The organism is Variovorax sp. dw_954, assembly GCF_018449755.1.
Classification (GTDB): Bacteria; Pseudomonadota; Gammaproteobacteria; order Burkholderiales; family Burkholderiaceae_C; genus Variovorax.
Map to the genome: position 1 here is coordinate 36,242 of NZ_JAAVVD010000039.1, position 13,158 is coordinate 49,399.

At 65.9% G+C, this 13,158-nt stretch carries 14 protein-coding genes; 4 read left to right on the plus strand and 10 right to left on the minus strand.

What is annotated here, in order from left to right:
* Window positions 1-104: 104 nt before the first annotated feature.
* The 6 genes from fabG to HB681_RS35310 all read right to left on the minus strand — a co-directional run bounded on the left by fabG (window position 105) and on the right by HB681_RS35310 (window position 4,893).
* The gene (fabG, locus tag HB681_RS35285) at window positions 105-848 is read right to left on the minus strand and encodes a 3-oxoacyl-ACP reductase FabG (protein ID WP_213959547.1); all 744 of its coding nucleotides are present in this window, start codon (window positions 846-848) and stop codon (window positions 105-107) included.
* Window positions 845-1,804, minus strand: coding sequence for an ACP S-malonyltransferase (fabD, locus tag HB681_RS35290; RefSeq protein WP_213959548.1), 960 nt, complete (start codon window positions 1,802-1,804; stop codon window positions 845-847). Before fabD ends, fabG begins: the two co-directional genes overlap by 4 nt.
* Window positions 1,805-1,856: 52 nt before the next feature.
* Window positions 1,857-2,834, minus strand: coding sequence for a beta-ketoacyl-ACP synthase III (locus tag HB681_RS35295; RefSeq protein ID WP_213959549.1), 978 nt, complete (start codon window positions 2,832-2,834; stop codon window positions 1,857-1,859).
* Window positions 2,834-3,922 (minus strand): phosphate acyltransferase PlsX, encoded by a 1,089-nt coding sequence (plsX, locus tag HB681_RS35300; protein ID WP_213959562.1) that lies wholly within the window; start codon window positions 3,920-3,922, stop codon window positions 2,834-2,836. The genes HB681_RS35295 and plsX overlap by 1 nt, the downstream gene beginning before the upstream one ends.
* A 61-nt stretch (window positions 3,923-3,983) precedes the next feature.
* Complete coding sequence (gene rpmF, locus HB681_RS35305; protein ID WP_213959550.1) at window positions 3,984-4,166, minus strand: 50S ribosomal protein L32; 183 nt, start codon at window positions 4,164-4,166, stop codon at window positions 3,984-3,986.
* Between the two features lie 178 nt (window positions 4,167-4,344).
* Window positions 4,345-4,893 (minus strand): DUF177 domain-containing protein, encoded by a 549-nt coding sequence (locus HB681_RS35310; RefSeq protein ID WP_213959551.1) that lies wholly within the window; start codon window positions 4,891-4,893, stop codon window positions 4,345-4,347.
* A 98-nt stretch (window positions 4,894-4,991) separates the two neighbouring features.
* On the opposite strand from HB681_RS35310, the gene HB681_RS35315 reads away from it, so the two are divergent.
* From HB681_RS35315 to HB681_RS35325, 3 genes are read left to right on the plus strand one after another with little or no spacing between them, the layout of a single operon-like run.
* The gene (locus HB681_RS35315; protein ID WP_213959552.1) at window positions 4,992-5,573 is read left to right on the plus strand and encodes a Maf family nucleotide pyrophosphatase; all 582 of its coding nucleotides are present in this window, start codon (window positions 4,992-4,994) and stop codon (window positions 5,571-5,573) included.
* Entirely contained in the window at window positions 5,570-6,328 is a 759-nt protein-coding gene (locus HB681_RS35320; RefSeq protein ID WP_213959553.1) for an SAM-dependent methyltransferase, read from the plus strand. Before HB681_RS35315 ends, HB681_RS35320 begins: the two co-directional genes overlap by 4 nt.
* Window positions 6,329-6,331: 3 nt before the next feature.
* A complete protein-coding gene (locus HB681_RS35325) occupies window positions 6,332-7,486 on the plus strand; it encodes an MFS transporter (protein ID WP_213959554.1) in 1,155 nt (384 codons plus the stop codon).
* Window positions 7,487-7,489: 3 nt separating this feature from the next.
* Here HB681_RS35325 and HB681_RS35330 read toward each other — a convergent pair whose 3' ends face one another.
* Genes HB681_RS35330 through HB681_RS35345 form a run of 4 tightly spaced genes read right to left on the minus strand, consistent with a single transcriptional unit; the run spans window position 7,490 to window position 10,615 of the window.
* Window positions 7,490-8,533 carry a S49 family peptidase gene (locus tag HB681_RS35330; RefSeq protein ID WP_213959555.1) on the minus strand — a complete coding sequence of 348 codons (1,044 nt, stop codon included), beginning with the start codon at window positions 8,531-8,533 and terminating at the stop codon, window positions 7,490-7,492.
* 14 nt (window positions 8,534-8,547) lie between these two features.
* The gene (locus HB681_RS35335; protein WP_213959556.1) at window positions 8,548-8,916 is read right to left on the minus strand and encodes a Rieske 2Fe-2S domain-containing protein; all 369 of its coding nucleotides are present in this window, start codon (window positions 8,914-8,916) and stop codon (window positions 8,548-8,550) included.
* Window positions 8,917-8,940: 24 nt separating this feature from the next.
* Window positions 8,941-9,609: an HAD-IA family hydrolase gene (locus HB681_RS35340; protein ID WP_213959557.1), complete on the minus strand. Its 669-nt coding sequence runs from the start codon at window positions 9,607-9,609 to the stop codon at window positions 8,941-8,943.
* The gene (locus HB681_RS35345; RefSeq protein WP_213959558.1) at window positions 9,602-10,615 is read right to left on the minus strand and encodes an RluA family pseudouridine synthase; all 1,014 of its coding nucleotides are present in this window, start codon (window positions 10,613-10,615) and stop codon (window positions 9,602-9,604) included. The genes HB681_RS35340 and HB681_RS35345 overlap by 8 nt, the downstream gene beginning before the upstream one ends.
* Before the next feature lie 544 nt (window positions 10,616-11,159).
* Between HB681_RS35345 and HB681_RS35350 the strand changes: the two genes are divergently transcribed.
* Window positions 11,160-13,158 (plus strand): Rne/Rng family ribonuclease (locus HB681_RS35350; protein ID WP_256735228.1); only part of this gene is annotated, 1,999 nt, incomplete at its 3' end.

The window sequence follows — 13,158 nt, forward strand, 5'->3', positions numbered from 1 at the left end:
TGGTTCCCTCTGAGGGTTGTAAAGAATCGTTGGATTTTAGCCGGCCGAATTGTGGCATTTGCCGCAGCTCGCCGTCCGATGAAAAGCAGGGCCCTTGCCCTTGCTTACATATGCATGCCGCCATTGACGTGCAGTTCCTGCCCTGTCACATATCCCGCTTGCGGCGACGCGAGGTACGCCACGGCATTCGCGATGTCGGCCGGCTTGCCCAAGTGGCCCAGCGGGATCTGGCCCAGCAGCGCTTGCTGCGCCGCCTCGGGAAGCTTGGCCGTCATGTCGGTTTCGATGAAGCCGGGCGCCACGCAATTCACGGTGATGGCACGGCTGCCCAGCTCGCGCGCGAGCGCTCGGGTCATGCCGGCCACCCCGGCCTTGGCGGCCGCGTAGTTGGCTTGGCCCGCATTGCCCGACGCTCCCACCACGCTGGTGATGCTGATGATGCGGCCATAGCGCTGCTTCATCATGGGCTTGATGACGGCGCGCGAGATGCGGAAGACGGAGCGCAGGTTGGTGTTCAGCACCGCGTCCCAGTCCTCGTCCTTGAGGCGCGCGGCCAGCATGTCGCGCGTGATGCCGGCGTTGTTGACCAGCACGTGCAGGCCGCCATAGGCCTTGACGATCTCGTCGACGAGCGCATCGACGGCCGGCCCCTCGTTCACGTCCAGCGCGCGGCCGCGGCCACCGTAGGCGCCAAGCGCCGCAGTGATCTTCTGGGCGCCCTCTTCCGTGGTGCCGGTGCCAATGACCTTGAGTCCACGCTGCGCCAGTTCCAGCGCAATCGCGGCGCCAATGCCGCGTGATGCGCCCGTCACCAGGGCAATCTGACCTTCGAACTGGATGCTGCTCATGCTGTGGTGCTCAACAGGGTATGGGTTTCGGCAAGCGTTGCAGGGTCGTAGACCGAGGCCGCAGCCAGGTCGGGCGCAATCCGCTTGGCCATCCCGGCCAGAACGCGGCCAGGGCCGCATTCGATGATGGCCGTGACGCCGCGTGCCTTCAACGCCTGGACACTCTCGACCCAGCGCACCGGGCCGGCCGCCTGTCGCACCAGCGCCTCGCGGATCCGCGATGGCTCGGTCTCGACCGCCACATCGATGTTGTTGAGCACCGGAATCCGGGGGGCTGTCAGTTCTATCGTCGCGAGTCTCTCGCGCAGCGCCAGGGCGGCCGGCTTCATCAGGCTCGAATGGAACGGGGCCGACACCGGCAGCGGCAAAGCACGTTTGGCGCCGCTGGCCTTCAGCACTTCGCAAGCCTTTTCGACTGCAGCCTTGCTGCCGGCGATCACTGTTTGCATCGGATCATTGAAGTTGACCGCTTCGACGACTTCGGCGCTGCCCGAGCCAAAGCTCGCCGTCACCTCGGCGCAACCCGCGATGACCTTGGCGGAATCCATGCCAAGGATGGCTGCCATCGCGCCGGCACCGACGGGCACGGCCTTCTGCATCGCGTCGGCACGAAATCGCACGAGCGGTGCGGCTTGGGCCAGGCTGAGCACGCCAGCGGCAACCAACGCCGAATACTCGCCCAGCGAATGGCCGGCGACGACGGACGGCTGCGCACCACCCTCGGCGAGCCAGGCGCGCCAGGCAGCCACGCCGGCCACCAGCATCACCGGCTGGGTGTTCGTCGTCAGGCCGAGCGCTTCCTTGGGGCCTTCATGAATCAGCTTGGCAACATCTTCGCCGAGCGCATCGGAGGCTTCCTGAAGCGTTTGGCGAACGGCCGGGTGATCACCCCAGGCGTCGAGCATGCCGACGGCCTGCGAGCCCTGGCCCGGAAAAACAAATGCGAAGGACGTCATCGTTGTCATGTCTCCAGTCGCGTGGCGCGCCCTTCTTGCGGGCGCCTCACGCTCAATAATTCAATAGCACCGCACCCCAGGTGAAGCCCCCACCCACGCCTTCCAGCATGCAGGTGTCCCCCTTCTTCACCTTGCCGCTGCGTACGGCGTCATCGAGTGCGAGCGGAATCGATGCAGCCGACGTATTGCCGTGCTCATGCACCGTCACGATGAGCTTGTCGCGCGACAGCTTCAGCTTCTTCGTGGTGCCCTCCATGATGCGGATGTTCGCCTGGTGCGGAATGAGCCAGTCGATATCGGCTTCGGTCTTGCCGGCCTTGGCCAGCGTCGTCCGCGCCGATTCCTCCAGCACCCGCACCGCCAGCTTGAAGACTGCCTGGCCGTCCATGTGCAGCAGCGGCTTGCCCAGCACCTCGCCGCCAGACACATGCCCCGGTACGCAAAGAATGCCGACATGCTTGCCGTCGGCGTGCAAATCGCTGGCCAGGATGCCGGGCTCCTCGCTGGCCTCGAGCACCACCGCGCCGGCGCCGTCGCCGAACAGGACGCAGGTGGTGCGGTCGTTGAAGTCGAGAATGCGCGAGAACACTTCCGCGCCAACCACCAAGGCACACTTCGCGGTGCCGGTGCGAATCAAGGCGTCGGCGACAGTCAGCGCGTAGACGAAGCCGCTGCACACGGCTTGCACGTCGAATGCGGCACAACCGGCAATGCCGAGCTTGTGCTGCAGGATCGCGGCTGACGAGGGGAACACCATGTCTGGCGTGGACGTCGCCACGATGATCAAGTCGACGTCGCCAGCGGTGCGGCCCGCCGCCTCGAGCGCCTTTCGAGCGGCCTCCAACCCCAGGTCGCTGGAGTTGACGCCTGGATCTGCGAAGTGACGCGCGCGGATACCGGTGCGCTCGATGATCCATTGATCAGAGGTTTCGATGCCATGCGAAGCGAGTTGCTTCGCGAGGTCATCATTGGTCACTCGTCGGGGCGGTAGAAAGCTGCCGGTGCCGGTGATTCGCGAATAGAGGGTCATCAAGCGTGGATTGCCGCCGCTTCGGCCGGCGCCGCTGGCTCTTGCCGCGCAAGAAGTGGCGCGGCGTGGGCGATGCGGGCCCGCACGCGTTCGAGCAGGTTGTTGCGAGCGGCATCATAAGCGCGATCCAGCGCATGCCCGAACGCGACCTCGTCGGCGGAGCCGTGGCTCTTGAACACCAGGCCGCGCAATCCGAGCAATGCCGCGCCGTTGTAGCGGCGATGATCGAGCCGCTTCTTGAGGGATTTTAGGACCGGATACGAGACGATCGCGGCCACTTTGCTGAATATGCCGCTGGAATACTCTTGCCGGAGGAAGTCGACGATCATTGCGGCGACGCCCTCCGTAGCCTTCAAAGCGACGTTTCCGACGAAGCCATCGCAGACGACGATGTCCGTGGTGCCCTTGAAAATGTCGTTGCCTTCAACATTGCCGAAGAAATTCAGGTCGCCCGAGTCGCCCGCCATTTTCAGCAACTGACCGGCCTTCTTGATGACCTCGCTGCCCTTGATGGCTTCCTCGCCGATGTTCAGCAGGCCAACGGTGGGGGAATCATTGCCGGTGAGCGCGGAAACCAGCGCCGATCCGAGCACTGCGAACTGGAGCAGGTCTTCCGCATCGCAATCCACATTGGCTCCGAGGTCGAGCACCGTGGTGGCGCCACCCTTGCTGTTGGGCATCTGCGGGGCGATGGCAGGCCGGTCTATACCTTCGAGCGTTTTTAGCAGATAACGCGCGATCGCCATCAATGCGCCCGTGTTGCCAGCAGATATCGCCGCTTGCGCGGCACCATCCTTGACTTGCTGGATCGCGATGCGCATCGAGGAATCCTTCTTCCTCCTCAGGGCGATCTCGATCGGGTCGTCCATGCCGACGACTTCGCTGGCCGGCACGACGCGGGCACGTGGATGGGTCAGGCCCGCCAGCGCGGCAGGCGCTCCGACCAGCAGCAGCGATGCGTCCTGATGACGATCGAGGAAGGCACGACAGGCGGCAAGCGTGACGCGCGGGCCATGGTCGCCGCCCATGCAATCGACGGCAAGCGTGATTGCGGCGGACGCCGGCGTGGGGGCAGCGGACGTGAGCATCAAGACAAAGGCCCGACGCTACAGCAAAAGTAGCTTCGGGCCTTGGCGTCGAAACGGGGCGTCAGGCTTCGGACTTGGTCTTCAGCACCTTGCGGCCACGATAGAAGCCGTTGGGGCTGATGTGGTGACGCAGATGGGTTTCGCCGGTGGTCGGCTCGACAGCGATGCCGGGCACGTCCAATGCGTTGTGTGAACGGTGCATGCCGCGCTTCGAAGGCGACTTCTTGTTTTGCTGGACTGCCATGGTGGCTCCTGGACTGGAAAAAGGTTAGTGGAGGTGCGCCCGGCGTACTGTCAACAGTTAGCCGGCATTGCCGGAATTGCTGCAACCGGCATGGGGCCAGTAAATCAAAGGCGAAGCGCGCGAAGCCCATGATTATAGCCCAAGCTCGTCGAAGGAGCCAAGTCGACCGTGCACGAGGCTACTCCGGCTTGCCACCGCGCAACTTGCCGAGCACCGCGAAGGGGTTGGGCCTGGAGCCGTCGGCAACGTCGAAATCGGCATCCGCTGCGGACAACGGGGGAGCGTCCGGACAGGCGTCGTGGCGAGGCGTGACCGGGATTTCCATCAGCAGTTCGTCCTCGATCAACGCGTGGAGATCGAAATCCCGGCTGGTCACGAGGATGTCTTCCTCTGACTCCTCGTCCTCGATTGCCGCCGTTTCCTCGTCCCTGACGAATCGAAACCAGCGATCAACGCTCAAGCCGATGTCCACCGGCGCCAGGCATCGTTGACAGACTAGCGGCACCACCGCGTCGGCTTCCAGATGCAGCCAGGCGTCCGGGGCGCCGGTCACGCCGGTACGCTGCTCGCCTTCCGCCGTCCATGTCACCTCCGCATCCGGCGACACGCCGGTGGTTTCAGCCGCCAGGCGGGTGAAGTCGAGCAGGGGCGTGTGGCCGGACAAGGTGACGCCGTCTTCTGCAAAGGCAGCAACGTCAAGGCGTCGGGGGGCAAATTCTCTGGTCATCGCGGGCAGTCTAAGCCAATGCAGGTCAATCCCGGGGGTGGCGTGCGCCAGGCCATGCGGGAGAACTCGTTGCCGGCCCGTCCCCCACAATCAGGCCTATGCAACGCACCGTGATCCTTGCCTCCACGTCGCGCTATCGGCGCGAGTTGATGAATCGCCTGCGCCTGCCCTTTGAAGTGCATGCGCCCGAAGTCGACGAAACCCCGCTTCCCGGCGAAAGCCCCGGCGCGCTCGCGAGCCGATTGGCCCTGGAGAAGGCGCGCGCGGTCGCCCGGCGCTTTCCGGAGGCCGTCGTGATTGGTTCCGACCAAGTGGCCGACCTCGCCGGTGAATCGCTCGGCAAACCCGGTGATCACCAGCGCGCAACCGCACAGTTGCAGCGCATGCGCGGACAGACCCTTGTTTTCCAGACCGCCGTGGCCGTGGTGTGCCAGGCCACCCACTTCGCACAACAAGACATTGCACCTGTGCGCGTGGTGTTCCGCAATCTCGACGACGCTGCAATCGAGCGCTATTTGCGCCTCGAACAGCCCTACGACTGTGCAGGCAGCGCGAAGAGCGAAGGGCTGGGCATTGCCCTGCTGGAATCGATCGACAGCGATGACCCCAGTGCGCTGGTCGGCCTGCCGCTGATCCGCACCTGCCGCATGTTGCGCGCCGCGGGCGTGGACCTGCTATGAGCCGGGGCACGCTCTACCTCGTGCCGGCGCCGCTGGATTTCGGCTGCGACGACCAGGCGCCCTTGCAGGACGCCCTGCCCCTCGGCACCTTGCAGAAGGCAGCGGCGATCACGCACTGGATTTGCGAGAACGCAAAGTCGGCGCGTGCGTACCTCAAGCGCATCGACGCTGTCGCGCCCTTGGCCGCATCATTGCAGGCGCAAGAGATCACCGAACTGCCGCGCGATGTGCACAAGAAGGGTGACCATGCCGGACAGTTCGACGCTCGGCCCTTGCTGGCGGCCGCGCTGAACGGCCATGACATCGGCCTGCTCAGCGAAGCCGGCATGCCGGCCGTGGCCGACCCGGGCTCGTCGGTCGCACGTGCGGCACACGATCTTGGCATTGCCGTCGTGCCGCTGACGGGGCCGGTGTCGTTGTTGCTGGCACTGGCCGCGAGCGGCCTCAACGGCCAGAACTTCGCGTTCGTCGGCTACTTGCCGCAAGAGCCCGGTGCACGCAACCAGCGCATCCGCGAACTGGAAACGCTGGCGCTGCGCACCGGCCAAACCCAGCTCTTCATCGAGACGCCCTATCGCAATGCCGCCTTGCAGCAAGCGCTCGTGCAAACCTTGCAGCTCAACACGCGGCTGGCCATCGCACGGGGGTTGACGCTGGCGGGAGCGAGCGTGCGCAGCGACACCATCAAGGGCTGGCGCGCGGCTCCCGGGCAGTCCGAAGACCGCCTGCCGGCCGTCTTCGCGATCGGGCGCTGACCTGTGGGCGGCGGGATCGGCGCCGGCACCCGTTGGGCTTCGCGCACGCAGTTCTTCGCGTCGGGTTTCATATTCGCGACCTGGGGCGTGCATATCCCGACCGTCAAGGGCCACTACGCTGTCGACGAGGCACAGTTGGGATTCGCCATGCTGGCGGCGGGGTTCGGCGCGCTGGCCGGCCTGTCCCGCGCCGGCCACTGGATCGGCCGCTATGGCGCACGCGACACGGCGCGACTCTGCGGCACGGTCTATGCCTTGCTGATCGCCGCGTTGATCGTCATGCCGGGGTATGGCGCGCTGCTTGGGTTGTTGGCCGTGTTCGGCATCGCCACCGGTGTGTTCGACGTGGCCATCAACACCGAAGCCGCGAAGCTGGAACTGCTCGATGGCGGCACCCTGATGAGCGGCATGCATGGCATGTTCAGCCTGGGCGGCATGGCCGGCGCCATGACCGGCGGCGCCGCGCTCGCGGCGGGAATGTCGCCGCAAACGCATCTGCTCTGGGTGGCGGGCGTGACTGCGCTCGCGATCCTGCTGGCGTCGCAATACATGCTGCCTCGAGCGGCGACCTCCTCCGCGTCGCCTGTGGCCGAGGGATTCAGCTTGCCGCGCGGTGCGCTGGTCATCCTCGGCGTTCTCGCAGCGTTGGGGCTGATCGCCGAAGGTGCGATCTACGACTGGAGCGTGCTGTACCTCCAGCAGGAACTCGGCAGCCCGCAGGGCCAGGCCGCCCTCGCCTATGCAAGTTTTTCCGCCGCCATGGCTGCGGCCCGATTCGGCGGCGATGCCATGCGGGCTCGCTTTGCACCGGCCGTGCTGTTGCGCGGGAGCGCGGTGTTGGCGGCGGCGGCCATGGCCCTGGTGCTCGTCGCGCGCCAGCCCTGGCTCGCGCTGGTCGGATTTGCCGGCGTAGGCGTGGGGTTTGCCAACGTGGTGCCCATTCTTTTCTCGGCGGCGGCGCGGGTGCCGGGGGTGGACCCGGCGCGCGGCATCGCGGCTGTCTCGGCCGCGGCGTACCTGGGGTTCATGGCCGGGCCACCCGCGATCGGCTTCGTGGCACGCGTCAGTTCGCTCGGGTGGGCGCTGTGGCTGGTGGTCGGCTTTGCGGTCGCACTCGCCGCCTCGGCTCGGCGCGTCGACGCGCCGCCGCAGGGTTGAAGATCAGCGCACGCCGGGCGACAGGCGCAGGGCGCGGACGGTGGCGTCACCCATCGCGGCGCCAAACTTCTTGGCCAGCTTTTCCGCCACGTTGTCGCGCCGCGTGTAGTCGATCACCTCTTCGGCCTTGACCACTTCGCGCGCCACGAAGTCGACATTGCCAAGCTGGTCTGCCAGGCCGAGCTCGACGGCCTGCTGGCCGCTCCAGAACAGTCCGCTGAACAGGCCCGGCGTCTGCAACTTGAGCCGGTCACCGCGCCCCGTCTTGACGACGTTGATGAACTGCTCGTGGATCTGGTCGATCATCTGCTGCGCATGGGTGCGCTGTGCGTCGTTCATCGGGCTGAACGGGTCGAGGAAGCCCTTGTTCTCGCCCGAGATGATCAGGCGCCGCTCGACGCCGAGCTTTTCCATCGTGCCGGTGAATCCGAATCCGTCCATCAGCACGCCGATGCTGCCGACGATGCTGGCCTTGTCGACGAATATCTTGTCCGTCGCGGCGGCGATGTAATACGCAGCGGACGCACATGTCTCTTCGACCACCGCGTAGACGGGCTTGTTGTACTTGGCGCGCATGCGCCTGATCTCGTCGTTGATGATGCCGGCCTGCACCGGGCTGCCGCCGGGCGAGTTGATCAGCAACACGACAGCCTTGGCGCCGTCGTCTTCGAATGCCGTCTTCATCGAGGCCACGATGGCTTCGGCACTGGCATCGGCGCCGTTGGCAATTTCACCCTTGATCTCGACGACCGCGGTGTGGGCTGTCGACTTGGCGGTGGTCGGTGTCGCACGCGACAGGCCGATCCAGAGCACGACCGCCAGGAACGCCAGCCAGGTCAGCCGCACGAAGGTCCGCCATCGGCGCGCCGCCTTCTGCTCGTTGAGCGAGGCAAACGCCAACTTCTCGAGGGTGGCGCGCTCCCATCCGCTGGACAGCGTCGGATCACCCTGCCCTGCCCTCTTGCCAGCGGCCTGCGACGCCGCAAGGGGCGCCGTGGATTCAAAGGGCTCGAAACCCTCGGGTTCCTTTCGGGTGGGGTCAGTCATTTGGAGAAGCCGCTCTAGAAGGCCAAGGGTTGAAGGTCCCAGGCAGTATGCCAGTGCACCACGCCGTCACGTTCGCTCAGGGCTATCTTGACCAGGCCGCCGCGGCAGGGTCCGCCGGCGCACTCGCCGGTATCCGGCTTGTAGACGGCGCCGTGCGTGGCGCAGAGCAGCCATTGGCCGGTGTCATCGAAGAAACGGTCCGGCTGGAAGTCGAGTTCCATTGCCACATGGCTGCAGCGATTGAGGAAGGCATGCGGTCGTTTCTCGAAGCGGATGGCAAAGGCGCGGCAGCTTTCTCCGCGAAAGACCACATCGAACGGCACGGCACGCCCGCCTTCGACCAAGTCGGAAGCGTTGCACAGGGGAATCGCTTGCTCGGTCATGGGATGTTTCAACTTCCTGGCGTCTCAACCGTTGGCGAGCAACCAGTCTTGCAACGAGGCCACGGAATGGGCGATGAACAGCGGATGGAGCGCGTCGAAGTCATCGGGCTCATGCGCGCCGTAGCTCACGCCGATGCTGGAACAGCCGGCATTCAGGGCCAGTTGAAGGTCGTGCGTGGTGTCGCCGATCATCAGCGTGCGTTCGGGTGGAACGGCAAGCTCTTCCATCAATTCCAGCAGCATGCGCGGGTGCGGCTTGCCAGCGGTCTCGTCGGCGGTTCGGGAACTGTCGAATCGGTCGTGCAAGGTCGAGGTGGCGAGTGCCGCGTCCAGGCCGTTGCGCGACTTGCCGGTGGCGACGGCAAGCTTGTGGCCGCGCGCGCGCAGCGCATCGAGCATCTGCAGCACGCCTTCGAACAGCACCAGGTCGTTGTGGTGACCGATGTAGTGGTGGCGATAGCGCGCACCGAGCTGGGCGTACTTCTCGCGCGGGACGTCGGGCGCCGCCTTGGCGAGCGCTTCGACCAGGCCGAGGCCGATGACCCAGGCCGCGTCCTTGTCGGACGGCCTGGCGCCACCCACGTCGACCACGGCCGCCTGGATGGATCGCACGATCAGCGCCGTGGAGTCGTACAGCGTGCCGTCCCAGTCGAAGGCGATCAGGTCGAAGCGGCGGGTGCGGGCGTCAGTCATGGCTGGACAGTTCGAGAACGGTGGCCGGCGGGAGCAATCGCGCCAGTTCCGGCGGAAGCATCGCCTCGACTGCGATGCGCTCGCCGGTGGATGGATGATTGAATTGCAGGCGCCAGGCGTGCAGGAACATTCGCTTCAGGCCCGCCTTCTGCAGGGCGCGATTGCGCTCGAAATTGCCGTACTTGTCGTCGCCGGAGATCGCGTGGCCCTCCGACGCAAGGTGCACGCGGATCTGGTGCGTGCGGCCGGTCTTGATGGTCACGGCCAGCAAGGACATCGGATGGCTCTCGCCGGGCAGCGCGAAGCGGGCCTTGACGCGCACCAGGGTCACGGCGCGCATCGCATCCGCATGGTCCTTGGCGACCACACGCACGCGGCGCTCCCCGTCAGGCAGGAGATATTTGGCGAGGGGAGCGTCGAGTACCTTCCTCGAGGCGGGCCATTCGCCGTCGACCAGCGCCAGGTAGGTCTTGCCGGTCTCACGCTCGCGAAACTGGTCCTGCAACGCCACCAGCGCGCTTCGCTTCTTGGCAACCAGCAACACGCCCGAGGTTTCCCGGTCGAGCCGGTGGACCAGTTCCAGGAATTTCGCGCCCGGTCGGGCGGTTCGCAACTGCTCGATGACACCGAAGCTCACGCCGCTGCCACCGTGGACAGCGACGCCCGCCGGCTTGTCGATGGCCAGCAGGGCATCGTCCTCATACAGCAGGGGAAACTCACGCGCCGGTGCGGGCGGCGTGGCGCCCTCCTCGGACCGGGCCGATACGCGCACCGGCGGCAGCCGCAGCACGTCGCCGGCCTCGATGCGCGTCTCCGCCTGCACGCGCCCCTTGTTGATGCGCACCTCCCCCGACCGGATGATCCGGTAGACATGGGTCTTGGGAACGCCCTTCAGGTGGCGGAACAGGAAGTTGTCGAGTCGCTGACCGGCAGATTCCGTATCAACCGTCAAAAACCGAACTTCTGCCGCCGCGGTGTCGGGCTTCGCACCTATAATGTTTTTCACCAGCGCGGTCGTGTAAGTGCTTGATAAGACAGAAGTTTAGAGCACTCATGTCTGCGTTGTGAGGTCGATGCCGCTTTGTCGCGTCGCCTGCAAGCCAAACGCAAGAGCGCACGGCGGCCGGCGCAGCGTCCAAGTCAAGCCGACGCCCAACGAAACACCGATACGGAATACCAGCAGGCAGGCCCACAGGCTGTCTGCGGATCAAAGCGAGTCCCCTAGTGTTGATGCTGCTGATTCAAATGTGCTTGCGCTGGCTGATGCCCGCGCCTGCAAACATTGAGTCGCCCGCAGAGCGCGCCATCATTGCGCACCCCGCTATCAAAAAGATAGCTAATCAACACCGCATCTGGCTCGCGCCCATCCACGCGCCCCCACCCCCACTGTCCTTGTTGAGCTGACGTTCAATATCGGGCCGCCTGCGCTTTTGCGTGAACGGCCAGGGCAAGCGGGATCAAGCGGCAATTCCCCTCGTTTCGCAAGCGTCGTCCGTGCATCGTGCGCCCGTCATGGGCCGGTAAAACGATAGAAACAAGGACAACGCATCATGAAGCGGATGCTGATCAATGCCACGCAGGCCGAAGAACGCCGCCTGGCCATCGTCGACGGACAAAAGCTCCTCGACTACGAAATCGAAATTGAAGGACGCGAGCAGCGCAAGGGCAACATCTACAAGGCCGTCGTCACGCGCGTCGAGCCTTCGCTGGAAGCCTGCTTCGTCGACTACGGCGAAGACCGCCATGGCTTCCTGCCGTTCAAGGAAATCTCGAAGCAGTACTTCGCCGAAGGCGTATCGGCCAGTTCGGCGCGCATCAACGAAGCGATCCGCGAAGGCCAGGAACTGGTTGTGCAGGTCGAAAAAGAAGAGCGCGGCAACAAGGGGGCGGCACTCACCACCTTCATCTCGCTGGCCGGCCGCTATGTCGTCCTGATGCCGAACAATCCGCGCGGCGGTGGCGTCTCGCGCCGCATCGAGGGCGACGACCGGGCCGAGCTCAAGGAAGCGATGGACCAGCTGGAGTACCCGAAGGGCGCCAGCATCATCGCCCGTACGGCCGGCATAGGCCGTTCGGCACCCGAGCTGCAATGGGACTTGAACTACCTGCTCAAGCTCTGGAGCGCCATCGACGGCGCGGCCAAGGGCGGCAAGGGCGCCTTCCTGATCTACCAGGAATCGAGCCTCGTCATCCGCGCCATCCGTGACTATTTCAATCACGACATCGGCGACATCCTGATCGACACGGACGACATCTACGACCAGGCGCAGCAGTTCATGGCGCATGTCATGCCCGAGCATGCCGCTCGCGTGAAGCGCTACCGCGACGACGCGGCCCTGTTCAGCCGCTTCCAGATCGAGCACCAGATCGAGTCGGCCTACGCACGCACCGTGCAGCTGCCGTCGGGCGGCGCCATCGTGATCGACCACACCGAAGCGCTGGTTTCGGTGGACGTCAACTCGGCCCGCGCCATCAAGGGCGGCGACATCGAAGAGACCGCCACCCGCACCAACCTCGAAGCCGCCGACGAAGTGGCCCGCCAGATGCGCCTGCGCGACCTGGGCGGCCTGATCGTCATCGACTTCATCGACATGGACGAGTCGAAGAATCGCCGCGAAGTCGAAAGCCGCCTGCGCGACGCGCTGCGCCAGGACCGCGCCCGCGTGCAGTTCGGCTCGATCAGCAAGTTCGGCCTCATGGAAATGAGCCGCCAGCGCCTGAAGCCGGCGTTGAGCGAAGGCTCATCGATCCCCTGCCCACGCTGCGGCGGCTCCGGCCACATCCGCGACACCGAATCGAGCGCGCTCCAGATCCTGCGCATCATCCAGGAGGAGTGCCTGAAGGACAACACGGCCGCCGTGCACGTGCAAGTGCCGGTCGAGGTGGCCTCCTTCCTGTTGAACGAGAAGCGCCCCGAAATCGCCAAGATCGAGCTCAAGCAGCGCGTCACGGTGCTGATGGTGCCGAACAAGACGCTCGAGACACCCAACTACAAGCTCGAACGCCTGAAGCACGACGATCCGCGCCTCGACCACATCGACGCCAGCTACAAGATGGCCGACGAGTTCGAGGATCCGACCTCGGTCACGCGCCGCTCGCAAGAGCCGACCAACAAGCAGACGCCGGTGATCAAGGGCGTGCTGCCCGACGCGCCCGCACCCGTCGCGGTGCCGAAGCCCGAGCCCGTGCGCGCACCCGCGCCCGTCGCGACGGCACCGGTCGTGGTGCCTGTTGCGCCGCCGCCGCCGGCCGAAACCGGCTTCTTCGCCAAACTCAAGAGCTTCTTTGGCGGCACGCCAGCCGCGGCGCCGACGCCAGCACCGGCGCCCGCCCCGGCGGTCGCGGCTGAAGAGACGCCTCGGCAACCGCGTCGCGAAGGCCGCGATGGCCGCCAAGGCGGCGCAGGCCGGGGTGGCCGCGACGGCGAGCAACGCCGCGGCGGGCGCGGCGGGCGGGGCGGCGAGCGGCGCAACGGCCGCGCCGGAGAGCGGCGCGAAGCACGCCCCGCAGGCGCACGCGCGGGCGCCCCGGGGGGCGGGGCGCCCGGGG

What these genes read in the sequence shown, in the direction of transcription:
- fabD (WP_213959548.1), bottom strand. Translation starts at nt 1,804, where the DNA reads ATGACGTCCTTCGCATTTGTTTTTCCGGGCCAGGGCTCGCAGGCCGTC.
- HB681_RS35340 (WP_213959557.1), bottom strand. Translation starts at nt 9,609, where the DNA reads ATGACTGACGCCCGCACCCGCCGCTTCGACCTGATCGCCTTCGACTGG.
- HB681_RS35335 (WP_213959556.1), bottom strand. Translation starts at nt 8,916, where the DNA reads ATGACCGAGCAAGCGATTCCCCTGTGCAACGCTTCCGACTTGGTCGAA.
- HB681_RS35330 (WP_213959555.1), bottom strand. Translation starts at nt 8,533, where the DNA reads ATGACTGACCCCACCCGAAAGGAACCCGAGGGTTTCGAGCCCTTTGAA.
- HB681_RS35295 (WP_213959549.1), bottom strand. Translation starts at nt 2,834, where the DNA reads ATGACCCTCTATTCGCGAATCACCGGCACCGGCAGCTTTCTACCGCCC.
- fabG (WP_213959547.1), bottom strand. Translation starts at nt 848, where the DNA reads ATGAGCAGCATCCAGTTCGAAGGTCAGATTGCCCTGGTGACGGGCGCA.
- HB681_RS35310 (WP_213959551.1), bottom strand. Translation starts at nt 4,893, where the DNA reads ATGACCAGAGAATTTGCCCCCCGACGCCTTGACGTTGCTGCCTTTGCA.
- plsX (WP_213959562.1), bottom strand. Translation starts at nt 3,922, where the DNA reads ATGCTCACGTCCGCTGCCCCCACGCCGGCGTCCGCCGCAATCACGCTT.
- HB681_RS35315 (WP_213959552.1), top strand. Translation starts at nt 4,992, where the DNA reads ATGCAACGCACCGTGATCCTTGCCTCCACGTCGCGCTATCGGCGCGAG.
- HB681_RS35320 (WP_213959553.1), top strand. Translation starts at nt 5,570, where the DNA reads ATGAGCCGGGGCACGCTCTACCTCGTGCCGGCGCCGCTGGATTTCGGC.
- rpmF (WP_213959550.1), bottom strand. Translation starts at nt 4,166, where the DNA reads ATGGCAGTCCAGCAAAACAAGAAGTCGCCTTCGAAGCGCGGCATGCAC.